At 60.7% G+C, this 12440-nt stretch carries 8 protein-coding genes; 7 read left to right on the top strand and 1 reads right to left on the bottom strand.

Features of this window, described 5'->3' with window-relative positions; all coding sequences use genetic code 11:
• Window positions 1–47 precede the first annotated feature (47 nt).
• The 6 genes from lepA to NUX07_RS00015 all read left to right on the top strand — a co-directional run bounded on the left by lepA (window position 48) and on the right by NUX07_RS00015 (window position 8181).
• On the top strand, window positions 48–1868 hold the full coding sequence (gene lepA, locus NUX07_RS00040) for a translation elongation factor 4 (RefSeq protein WP_265527972.1): 1821 nt from the start codon (window positions 48–50) through the stop codon (window positions 1866–1868).
• Window positions 1869–2157: 289 nt separating this feature from the next.
• On the top strand, window positions 2158–3552 hold the full coding sequence (locus NUX07_RS00035; protein WP_265527971.1) for a hypothetical protein: 1395 nt from the start codon (window positions 2158–2160) through the stop codon (window positions 3550–3552).
• A gap of 322 nt (window positions 3553–3874) precedes the next feature.
• A complete protein-coding gene (locus NUX07_RS00030; RefSeq protein ID WP_265527970.1) occupies window positions 3875–5344 on the top strand; it encodes a DUF4403 family protein in 1470 nt (489 codons plus the stop codon).
• Between the two features lie 213 nt (window positions 5345–5557).
• Window positions 5558–7222, top strand: a complete 1665-nt coding sequence (locus NUX07_RS00025) for a DEAD/DEAH box helicase (protein ID WP_265527969.1) — start codon at window positions 5558–5560, stop codon at window positions 7220–7222.
• Between the two features lie 66 nt (window positions 7223–7288).
• Entirely contained in the window at window positions 7289–8017 is a 729-nt protein-coding gene (locus tag NUX07_RS00020) for an alpha/beta hydrolase-fold protein (protein WP_265527968.1), read from the top strand.
• A gap of 11 nt (window positions 8018–8028) precedes the next feature.
• A complete protein-coding gene (locus NUX07_RS00015) occupies window positions 8029–8181 on the top strand; it encodes a hypothetical protein (protein ID WP_265527967.1) in 153 nt (50 codons plus the stop codon).
• Here NUX07_RS00015 and yghU read toward each other — a convergent pair.
• On the bottom strand, window positions 8178–9035 hold the full coding sequence (yghU, locus tag NUX07_RS00010; protein ID WP_265527966.1) for a glutathione-dependent disulfide-bond oxidoreductase: 858 nt from the start codon (window positions 9033–9035) through the stop codon (window positions 8178–8180). The two genes, NUX07_RS00015 and yghU, sit on opposite strands and share 4 nt — an antisense overlap.
• Before the next feature lie 472 nt (window positions 9036–9507).
• Between yghU and NUX07_RS00005 the strand changes: the two genes are divergently transcribed.
• Window positions 9508–12440 (top strand): DUF7507 domain-containing protein (locus NUX07_RS00005; protein ID WP_265527965.1); only part of this gene is annotated, 2933 nt, incomplete at its 3' end.

Here is a 12440-nt window from a genome sequence, read left to right as displayed (position 1 = left end):
TGATTTTGCTGACAAGGATGTATTTCCCTGCTAGCCGACGCCGCGAAATGACTGACCTCTCCAAAATCCGCAATTTTTCCATCATCGCGCATATCGATCACGGCAAAAGCACGCTCGCCGATCGCCTTATCCAGGTGACGGGCGGGCTGACGCAGCGCGAGATGCGCGAGCAGGTGCTCGACAATATGGACATCGAGAAAGAGCGCGGGATCACGATCAAGAGCCAGACGGTGCGGCTCAACTGGCAGGCCGCCGACGGCGAGACGTACGAGCTCAACCTGATGGACACGCCGGGCCACGTCGACTTCGCCTACGAAGTCTCGCGCAGCCTTGCCGCGTGCGAAGGCGCGCTATTGGTGGTCGACGCGGCACAAGGCGTCGAGGCGCAGACGCTTGCCAATGTCTACCAGTCGATCGAGCATGACCACGAGATCGTGCCCGTCATCAACAAGATCGACCTGCCCGCCGCCGATCCCGATCGCGTCAAACTGGAGATCGAAGAAGTCATCGGCCTGCCCGCCGAAGACGCGGTCGAAGCCAGCGCCAAGACCGGCATCGGCATCGAAGCGATCCTGCAGGCGATCGTCGATCGCATCCCGCCCCCGCAAGGCGACCGCGACAAGCCGCTAAAAGCCATGTTGGTCGACAGCTGGTATGACCCTTATCTCGGCGTCGTCATCCTCGTGCGCGTGCAGGACGGCTTCATCAGGAAGGGTCAGCAGGTCAAGTTCATGCAGGCCGGCACCCAGCACCTGATCGACCGCGTCGGCTGCTTCACCCCCAAGCGCACCGATCTCGAAGAGCTCGGCCCGGGCGAAATCGGCTTCATCACCGCGCAGATCAAGGAAGTCAGCCAGACCGCGGTCGGCGACACCATCACCACGGTCAAGAACCCGACCGAAAAGCCGCTGCCGGGCTTCAAGGAAGTCCAGCCGGTCGTCTTCTGCGGGCTCTTCCCCGTCGACGCCGCCGATTTCGAGAAGCTGCGCGACAGCCTCTACAAGCTCAGGCTCAACGATGCCTCGTTCAGCTTCGAGATGGAAACCTCGGCGGCGCTGGGCTTCGGCTTTCGCTGCGGCTTCCTCGGCCTCCTCCACCTCGAGATCATCCAGGAGCGGCTGACCCGCGAATATGATCTCGACCTCATCACCACCGCGCCCAGCGTCGTCTACAAGATGGACCTCGCCCACACGAAGACCGAAGAAGCGATGGTGCTGGAGCTGCACAACCCCGCCGACATGCCCGATGTGAACCGCATCAACTTCATCGAGGAACCGTGGATCAAGGCGACGATTTACACCCCCGACGAATATCTCGGCGGCATCCTGAAGCTATGCCAGGACCGCCGCGGCATCCAGAAGGAACTGACCTATGTCGGCGGCCGCGCGCAGGTGATCTACGAGCTGCCGCTCAATGAAGTCGTGTTCGATTTCTACGACCGGCTGAAGTCGATCAGCAAAGGCTATGCGAGCTTTGATTACGAGCAGATCGGCTACCGCGAGGGCGACTTGGTGAAGATGAGCATCCTCGTCAACGAGGAGCCGGTCGACGCGCTGTCGATGATCGTCCACCGCGGCACCGCGGAAGAACGCGGCCGCGGCATGTGTGAGCGGCTGAAGGACCTCATCCCCCGCCACCTCTTCAAGATCCCCATCCAGGCCGCCATCGGCGGCAAGATCATCGCCCGCGAAACGATCAGCGCGATGCGCAAGGACGTGACGGCGAAGTGTTACGGCGGTGACGCGACCCGCAAGCGCAAGCTGCTGGAGAAGCAGAAGAAGGGTAAGGCGAAAATGCGGGAATATGGCAGTGTGAGCATCCCGCAGGAGGCGTTTATTGCGGCGCTTAAGATGGGGGATGACAATTAGGAGCGCCGAGCAGCAGGAAGCGATTGCGGCGCAACCGCAAGCAAACTCGAGAGCGCGCTAAGGCGGAGTGCGCAAAGAAGCGAAGAAGCAATCTTTCTAGTTATTCTTTAGCAAACTAAGTTAAGTAAGTTAGTGACCTAGATGCGATCTGTGAAGGTCGCGGAGTTGGGCCTGGATAGGCTCGTTTTGAAACCAGAGACGGTTTCGGTCGAAAATGCATCGCTCGATCAGTCGAGCCGCTCTATCGAGCCGAGCCGTCCCTCTTTTGTCAAAGAAGGGACGTTTTTTTATGTCTTCGTTTATTTTGAAGTTTGCTCACGTCGCGATCCAACCGAATACTGAGGAAGATGGGATCCGTCGGGCTATCGGCTTTGTGAATATCGGTCAGCTGCTGCCGATCCTCGACAGCAAAGCGCTGGCGCCTAACCCTCGGAACGCTAAGCGTAATGCGATTATTGAGGCAATCGTAGGTACCCTAAACGACACGCCAGAATTGTTCCGTTTTAAGTCGAAAGGCCTGTTGATTTCATCGCATGAAGTCGAAGAACTGCAACGCGGCCGTTTCCGTATTTTGTTCGAGAAAGAATTCGTGGACGGCGTCTTGGACGGCGGCCACAATCTTTTCGCAATTGGGCTCTTTGTTCTCAGCCAGATCGTTGACGAAAAAGCCCTGAAGCGTATCCGCACTTGGGAACAGTTGGACGATGCGTGGTCGGAATATCGCGACCAGATCGACGAAATCACTTTCGATCCCGAAGATCTCATTGCTGTAGAGCTGATTTACCCGTGTTCGAGCGACGAAGGTGCGCAAGAGGCTTTTGATCGTGCGGCGTTCGATATTTCGCAGGCTCGAAATGCTAACACGCAGGTCAAAACCGAAGCGTTTCAGAACAAGTTGGGCTTCTACGACGTCTTGAAAGAAGCTCTTCCCAAAGAACTTAGCGAGCGAGTAGAGTGGAAGCCCGGTGTCGTGGAGGCAGATGATGCGAAGCCTATTCCGGTACGTGACATTGTTGCGTTGGCATGGATCCCTCTGAACCTCGCCGCAGCTAATGATCTTCTCCCGCTTGATATTTCGGTCCTCCCCCAAAACATTTACCGAAATAAAGGAGAATGCTCCGACAAGTTCAACACATTGATGTTGAATGATGAAGTGACGCAACCAATTGGCGGGCAAGCTGGCCAAGCGCGCCAACTTCATCACAAAACTGTGCAATCGTGCTTGGAGATTACGGGTGATCTGCCACGCCTTTTTGACTTAATTTATGAGCGATTCCCGATCCTCTACAACAATGGGGGCTTCCGGTTTGGCCGCCGAAACGTCGTAAAGATGTATGACCCGGCCAAGCTCAAGCAGCTCAAGGAGGAGGGCAAAGACGTGAGCGGATATACCGGTGTCCGTCCGGTCACTCCATTTTTCCAGCGCGCAACTCCTGAGATGAAATGGAAATATCCAGACGCACTGATAATCCCGTTTGTCACTGCTCTTTCTTCATTGATGAAAGTCGAAAACGGCAAGATCGTTTGGGCCCACGAGAATATCGATTCCGTACTTCTCGAAAAGCTTTCGAAGGCAGCACCGCTGTTCGACGGCCAGCTAGATGCTTATGACTGGGACCCCCAGCGCCTCGCAAAAAGCCCGTCGAGCCACAAACAGGCTGCCAGCTATTACAAGGTTCTTTGAGCCGGTTTTTGGGGGAGCCCCGTGGCTCCCCTTCTTTTCAATGAAACCCACTTCGGGCGTTAGCCGGTGACGAGGCAAAGCGCGCACGGCGTGTGCTTGGATGAGCAGCTTTCGACAGCCCGAAGACATCTTGGTCATGAAGTCGTCGGCAATAATCACGTATGGCTATAGTAAGCCATCGCGACGCAAGCTCATTCGCTTCGCTCCGTTCCCTCTTGCGCTCGGCGCTTCCAGTTTCGCCGCGAACGGCGCTCCAGTTCGCCGGGCTTAGAATCGCCGCGCCCTCTTTCGCTTCATCGCTTTGCGTTGCACAGTGCGCGGCATGCGCACGCTTGCTGTTCTAGCCCTCACCTTCCTCCTCGCCGCTTGCGCGGATGAGACGGCTATCGAGGCGCCTGCGCGGGTGCATGATGCACCTTCGCTCGAAGGGGTGTCTTCGCGGCTTACGGCGCCGGTCGCGGTGCCGCTCGCGCCGCTCGAAGCGGCGCTCGAGGCGCGGGTGCCGCGGCGGTTGTGGGGGATCGATCGGGCGTTCGACAATTGCGTGCCGCCGCAGCGGGTCGAGGCGCTGGGCGTGCGGGTGCGGCTGACCCCCGATATCGGCTGCCGCGTCGTCGGGCAGGTGACGCGCGGGAAGCTGACGCTGCGCGGGCAGGGCGACCGGCTGATCGTGACGATGCCGGTCAACGCGGCGGTCTCGGCCAACGATATTGGCGGGGTGCTCAAGGGCGAAACGGCGGATGCGCGCGCCGATGTGCGCATGGAGGTGCAGCTGAGCTTGGGGGAGGACTGGCGGCCCGATGCGGACGTGCGCATCGCCTATGACTGGCGCGAGGAGCCGGGGATCGATTTCCTCGGCCAGCGGATCGGTTTTGCCAGCCGCGCGGACAAGGAGCTTGCCGGCGTGGTGCGGCGGGTCGAGCGCGAGCTGGAAGCGGCGATCGGGCAGCTCGATTTGCGTGCCCAGGCCGAGGCTGTGTGGGCGAAGGGCTTTACCGTGCAGGAGGTCGAAAGCGATCCGCCGACCTATTTGCGGGTGACGCCGCGCGCGGTGGGGCTCGAATGCATCCGGGCGTCGCGGCGCGAGGCGGTGCTCGATTTGTCATTGGAGGCATTGTCCGAGATCTTCGTCGGCGAAGCACCGCCTGCGCCCGAAGTAACCGCGCTCCCCGCGCCGCGGGCGATGGGCGGGGACGAGGGGCTGGCCTTCGCGGTGCCGGTGCTGGCCGATTATGAAGAGCTCGAGCCGGTTATCTTGCGCGAACTGCGCGAGCTCGATGAGCAGGGCATTGAAGTGCCCGATGTGGGTGAAGTGCGCGCGGCGTTTCTCGATGTGACGGTGTACGCGATCGAGGGCGGACGCGTGGCGGTGGGGATCGAGGCCGAGCTCAAGAGCGAAGGCTCGTGGTGGTCGCGCCTGTTCGGCACGCGCAAGGGTAGGGTGTGGCTGACGGGGCGCCCGGTCAACGCGCCGGGCAGTACGCAGATCACGATCGAGGAATTCGATCTTTACGGGCGCAGCGACAGCGCGGTGCTAAACCGCATCGGCGCCTTGCTGCTCAGCCCCGAGGTCAAGGCGAAGATCGAGGGTGCGCTGCAGGAAGATTTCTCGGGCGAATATGACCGCATCATCGGATCGGTGCGCGAGGCACTCGCTGAGCTGGAGCAAGGCGACTTTCGCGTCTCGGCGACGATCGACAGCGTCAGCCACGGCCAGGTGCAGGCGACAGGCGCGGGGCTGTACCTGCCGGTCGCGGCGCGCGGCACGGGCACGATACGCTATCTGCCTTAGGCACTGTTCAGCTTGCGTTTTGGTGCGATGCAGCATAGAGGGCGCTCAACGCATGAAGCTTCCAACGCTTCATCCGGCACAGCGTGAGGCTCTAGACAGCCCGTGCCGACACAGATTTTCGCAGCCGCCTTTTTCACGCAGGGTCGCCTTTAAGACACCTGCTTAGTGCGTTCGCATGTGCGGCGCGCTGCGCATCATATTTGAAAGAAATCCATGAGCTTTTTTGACACGCTCGGCCTTGCCGAGCCCATCGTCCGCGCGCTTCGCGATCGCGGTTATGACAATCCTACACCGATCCAGCGCGATGCCATTCCGCCGCTTCTGGAAGGCCGCGACCTCATGGGCATTGCCCAGACGGGTACCGGCAAGACGGCCGCGTTCGCGCTGCCTTCGCTCCATCGCCTCGCCGCGCAGGGCTTCGTGCCGCGCCAGCCGGCCTCATGCCGCATGCTGGTGCTCTCGCCGACGCGCGAGCTCGCCGCGCAGATCGCGCGCAACATCGACGGCTATGCCAAGCACCTCAAGCTGGAAACGCAGTGCGTGTTCGGCGGCGTGCCCGCGTCCAAGCATGCGCGCCGTCTGGTTCGCGGCACCGACATTCTCGTCGCGACGCCGGGCCGCCTGCTCGACCTCATCGACCAGCGCGCGCTGACGCTGCGCAACGTCGAGATCTTCGTGCTCGACGAGGCTGACCAGATGATGGATCTCGGCTTCATTCGCGACCTTAAGCGCATTGCAAAACTGTTGCCGCAGGAGCGCCAGTCGCTGTTCTTCTCGGCCACCATGCCGAAGGCGATTGCCGATCTCGGCAAGCAGTTCATCGACAATCCGGTGCGCGTCGAAGTGACGCCGCAGGCGACGACCGCCGAGCGGATCGAGCAATATGCGACCTTCATCAACCAGCGCGAGAAGCAGGCGCTGCTGACGCTGCGCCTCAAGGAATATCTGGGTGACGGCTCGCTCGATCGCGCGCTGATCTTCACCCGCACCAAGCACGGCGCCGATCGCGTCGTGCGCTTCCTGCTGGGCGCGGGCATCGATGCCGCCGCGATCCATGGCAACAAGAGCCAGGGGCAGCGCACCCATGCATTGAACCGCTTCCGTTCGGGCGAGACGCGCGTCCTCGTGGCGACCGATATCGCCGCGCGCGGCATTGACGTGCCGGGCGTGAGCCATGTCTTCAACTACGAGCTGCCCAACGTGGCGGAGCAATATGTGCACCGCATCGGGCGGACCGCGCGTGCGGGTGCCGAGGGTATCGCGATGAGCTTCGTCGCGCCCGACGAGAAGAATTACCTGCGCGCCATCGAGCGGCTGACCGGTACCAACGCGATGCCGCTGCCGCTGCCGGAGGGCTTCAACCAGCTGGCGGCGGAGCTGCCCAAGCCGGTGACGCAGGCCGAAGGCAAGCGTAACGGTCATGCTGCGCGCGGCGGTCGTGGTTCGGACTTCAGCCGCGACGATCATCGCGGCCCCCGCCAGGATCGCGGTCCGCGCCGCAAGAAGCCGGCGCACCGCATCAAGGGCACCGGTAAGCGCTATGAAAAGCGCGAAGAGGCCGCAGCTGACGCTGGCAATGAACAGCCGCGCCGTGCGCGTAGGCCTGGAGGCCCGCGTCCCCAGCGCCGTGACGACGAGCGCACCAACGCGAGTGCCGGCGAACAGCCGCGCCGCCAGTTCAAGAAGCAGGGCGGCAAGCCCGGTGGCCGTCCCGGCGACAAGCCGTTCGGCCGAAAGCCCTTCAAGGGCAAGGGCGGCGCCAAGAAGTTCGGCGGCAAGCCGGGCGGGCAGGGCAAGCCCGGCGGGCAGCGCGGCCAGGGTGGCGAGCGCGGTAACCGCGGTCCGAGCCGTGGTCCGCGCATGGAATCGCGCGGCTAAATTCGATCGCGACTTGGTGCATGGGGCGGGCTAGGCTCGCCCCATGGACAGTATCCTGATCATCGCGTGATCGATCGCCGCGCCTTCATGGCGGTGGCGGCGGCGACGCTGGCCCAGCCGGTCATCCCGTGGCGACCGACCGCGACCGGCCGGATCGAGACCTTGTCGTGTGACGCGTTGCCACGCACGCGCGTCTGGCTCCCGCCCGGCTATGACCGAAGCGGGCTGCGGTATAAAACGCTCTACCTTCTCGATGGCCAGTGGGCCTTTGCGGGTGACGCAGGCGGCGTCACTCTGTCAGCGGACACCCGTGCCGCGTGGCTTATGGCGTCGGATACGATCCGCCCGACGATCATCGTCGCAATCGACAATCTCGGTGACGACCGCTTCCTCCAATATATGCCGCAGACGATCTACGACGAAGGCGGGCCCGACTTGCGCGCAGGCGTAGAACGCGAGATCGCCAATGCGTCGCGCAAGCAGCTCTTGTCGGCGCCTTTCATCGACGCCCTGGTCCGCGAGCTCAAACCGCGCATCGACGCCGCCTATCGCACCTTGCCGGGTCGCCTCGACACCGCGATCTTCGGCGCAAGCATGGCCGGCATCATGTCGGGTGCGATCTTCGTGGAAGCAGGCGACACGTTCGGCCTTGGCGGGTGCATGTCGCCCAATTGGGCGGTCTATGACGGACGGTTCCTCGATTATCCGGGCCTGCCCGAACAATGGGCAGGCTATTTCGGGAAGCTGGACCCCCTCAAGGCCGTCGCCTGTGGCTCGATCACGGGACGCAGATGATGGATGCGGGCATGGCAGTCCACCAACGCGCCATCACGGCGGCGCTGGAAGGACAGGGCTGGCAACGCGGGACCAACCTCATGGCGAGGGTCTATGATGCCGGTCACGCCTTCGCGCAGACAGCAACGCAGTTTGACGAAATGCTGGCCCGGCTGCTGGCCTAGGCGGTCACCCCCAGCGCCTTGTCGATATCGGCCGCGCTGTGGCGGTTCTCCAGCTGCACGTCGCCCCAACTCTTGTTGACGATGCGGCCGCGTTTGACGGCGTCGCGTTCGCCAATCTCGGCGACCCAGCGCTGGACGTGCTTGTATTCGTCAAGCGCGAGGAAGGTCGCGGCATCGCCGTAAGCTTCGCCGTTGGCCACCGCGCCGTACCAGGGCCAGATCGCCATGTCGGCGATCGTATAGTCGTCGCCCGCGATATAGCGCTTCTCCGCAAGCTGGCGGTCGAGCACGTCGAACTGGCGCTTCACTTCCATCGCATAGCGGTCGATCGCATATTCGATCTTCTCGGGCGCATAATGATAGAAGTGGCCGAAGCCGCCGCCGAGGAACGGTCCCGCGCCCATCTGCCAGAACAGCCAGTTGAGCGTCTCGGTGCGGGGCGCGACATCCTGCGGCAGAAAGGCCCCGTACTTCTCGGCGAGGTAGAGCAGGATATTGCCGCTCTCGAAAATGCGCAGCGGTTCGCTGCCGCCAGCGGGCGCATGATCGACCATCGCGGGGATCTTGCTGTTGGGATTGATCGCGACGAAGCCCGAGCCGAACTGGTCGCCATCGCCGATGTTGATGATGTGGGCGTCATAGTCGGCATCGTGACCGGCGGCGAGCAGCTCTTCGAGCAGGATGGTCACCTTCACCCCGTTGGGCGTGGCAAGGCTGTAGAGTTGCAGCGGGTGATCGCCGACAGGCAGCGCCTTGTCCTCGCGCGCACCGGCGGTGGGCGCATTGATGGAAGCGAATTTGCCGCCGTTTTCCTTGTTCCAGGTCCATACCTTGGGGGGCTCGTAATCGGCCATGAATTCGCTTTCCTCATTTGTTCAGGAATCTTGAAGTAATGTTGCATCGAGCCATTTCAAGCCGATCAGCGGCAATAGCGCACGATGTTCCCGATCGATCCATTTTGACGGTCGCGGCACTCCTTAAGATGGGCGGCGAAACCATTTTTCAGATCTAAAATGATCCGACTTGCAAGTTTTCGCGGCTGGCAACTCATTGTCTCGAGTCGCTACCCGAGTCGTTTTCGCCGATGCATTAAATTTTGTTTAACTCCCAGTTGGATTATTTAACTTTTAGATAAAGAATAATCCAATTGTTTGACTCATGTTAATGAAAAGTTCACTGTCCGGAATCGGGACAGGGGTCCTTTTGGGTTTCCTACCCACGAGAAGCAGTACCGATTTTGTTCGAATGGAGGCGTTTGCACCGTGCGTTTCGCGCGGCGATTTGTGGTGGTGTGCGCGCGCCAGACATTAACTTGGGGATAGTGACATGGCCTTTGACGAAGAAGAAGATCTGTTCGCCACGGAAGACATGATGCTGGCGCCTGGGTCTACCAGCTACTCCTCAAGCGGTTTCACCATCACCTCCTTCACCATCAACGCAACTGTCGAACCCGACAAGACGGGCGATGGAAAACCGGATCTTGATATTACCGCTGGCGGCGAGAGCGGGACCATTAACGGCGCAGTCTTTACCGACGCCGTCAACGTCGGGTCGGGAACCGGCAACTACAACACTTTCCTGGCGATCCAGGACAATAACGATCCAGGCGACTGGGAGCGCGGCTTCAACACGATCGATTCACCACCGCTGGACGGCTCCAACCCGGAGATCGATCATGCCAAGACCGAAGCGGTCCTGCTCGGTGCCATTCCCATCACCGTGATCGATGGTGTGGAATATTACGAATTCCGCGTCGATCTCAACGAAGCAAACTCAGCTCCCAATACCCAGATCTCGCTCGATATCTTCAAGCTCTATGTGTCATCTGACGGCACGATCCAGACGCGCACCGATCTTGAAAACCCGGTCATTACCGATCTCGTCTTTGACATGGATGGCGGCCCCGATGGCGACGTCTCGGTCCTGCTCAGCGAAGCCAATAGCTCGGGTAGCGGTACGGACGACTATGCCGTCCTCGTGCCTGCCGCGCTTTTTGCAGGCTATGACGCGGCGACGACCTGGCTCTATCTCGATGTCGGCATGGGCTATGCCGGTGCCGGCTGGGGCGTGAATGGCGGGTTCGAGGAATGGAACATCCAGAACGCCGTCATCCTCCAGGGCATGAAGTTCGAGGACCTAAATGGCAATGGCGTTCAAGATATAGGTGAAGGACCACTCGCAGGCGTAACGATCTTCATTGACGAGAATGAAAATGGCATTCTGGATGACGGCGAGCGTTTCACGGAAACCGATTCCAACGGTAAATACAGCTTTGGCAGTGTAGTTCTTGAAGATAGCGACTATTCGCTACGTATCGATGAAGTTGTGCCCGACGGGTATGTACAGACGACGGGCGATTTCGAAACGGTGCTGATCGACAGTTCGCTAGATGCCGGCACGATTCTTCAGGTCGATCCGATCGGCAACCGCCCGCTCGATCCCAGCATCAAGATCACAAAGTCGGTCATCGATATCGACGACGATGGCGATTACGGCATCACGGGCGTGCTCGATAGTGCAGGTGACGTGGTCACCTACTCGATCACGGTCTTTAATGATGGCGAGCTTGACCTGACCAATGTGGTCGTGACCGACAGCGCCGCCGATAATCTCGAGCCGGACCAGACGGGCGGCTTCAACGATGGCGATCTCGACATGGATGGCGTGCTCGATGTCGGGGAGACGTGGACCTATACGGCCACGCGCGCGGTCACGCAGGCTGAACTCGACAGTAATGGCGACGACAGCTCTGATGGTCCCGATGGAGATCTCGATAACACGGCGTCAGTCGAAGCGGATTCCGCACGCGGCCCGGTAAGCGACAGCGACGATGCCGATGCACCGCTGGTGCAATCCCCGGCGCTGGCGTTCGACAAGCAGATCTTTTCCGTGGATGCGACCGGCAATGGCCAGCTCGATCATGCTGGTGAGGAAATCCTCTACAAGCTGGTCGTCACCAACATGGGTAATGTCACGCTGACCAATGTCACCGTGGTCGACCCGCGCACGGGTACGTCCGAAAATGTCGGTACGCTGGCGCCGGGCGAAAGCGCTACGGTCGATGCCAGCTATACCCTGACCCAGGGCGACATCGACAATTTTGGCAACGATAGCCCCGATGGCCCCGATAACGATATCGACAACACGGCGACGGCCGACAGCGATCAGACCGATGCGGTGCAGGATGACGAGACCGTACCGTTCCTGCGCGCGCCGCTGCTGACGCTCGACAAGGTAGTCGAAGGCGAGGACGAAGCCGGCGACGGCATTCTAAACAATGCCGGCGAACTGATCGACTACAGCTTCACGGTGACCAATATCGGAAATGTCACGCTGACCAATGTCATCGTGCAGGACCCGCTGACGGGGCTCGACGTCAATGTCGGTACGCTCGCGCCGGGCGAATTCTCCACCCAGTATGACAGCTATGCGATCACGCAGGAGGATCTCGATAATAATGGCGGCGGCGATGGCGACATCGACAACACCGCGACCGCCGACAGCGACCAGACCGATCCCGTCGACGATAGTGAAGAGGTCGACATCGTCCAGAACCCTGCCCTCATGTTCGACAAGCAGGTCAAGGATATCGACGCGGCTGGCGATGGCATCCTTAATAATGCTGGCGAGATCATCGACTACGACTTCGTAGTCACCAACGTCGGCAACATCACGCTGACCAATGTCACCGTGGTCGACCCGCTGACGGGCACCAACGTGAATATCGGCGACCTTGAGGTCGGCGCCAGCACGACGGTGAGCGGCCAATACGCGATCACCCAAGGCGATCTCGATGATAATGGCGGCGGCGATGGGGACATCGACAATACCGCGACGGCCGACAGCGACCAGACCGATCCGACCAACGACAGCGAAATGGTGCCGCTGGTCCAGATGCCCAGCCTGATGTTCGACAAGGAAATCACGGGCGAGGATGCTGCCGGGAACGGCCTGCTCGATGAGGTAGGCGACGTCATCGATTACAAGTTCACCGTCACCAACAACGGTAATGTCACGCTGACCAATGTCACCGTGGTCGATCCGTTGACGGGGAATAACGAGCTAGTCGCCTCGCTTGCGCCGGGTGATAGCGCGATGTTCACCGGTAGCTATGCAATCACACAAACCGATCTCGACACGCAGGGTGGCGGCGATGGCGACATCGACAATACTGCGACGGCCGACAGCGACCAGACCGATCCGACCCAGGACAGCGAGGAAGCGCCGCTCGTCTACGATCCGAGCCTGGTATTCGACAA

The organism is Sphingomicrobium marinum, assembly GCF_026157105.1.
Taxonomy (GTDB): Bacteria; Pseudomonadota; Alphaproteobacteria; order Sphingomonadales; family Sphingomonadaceae; genus Sphingomicrobium; species Sphingomicrobium marinum.
Note: the sequence above shows the minus strand (reverse complement) of the source record. Positions and strands in the feature narration are given on the sequence as shown.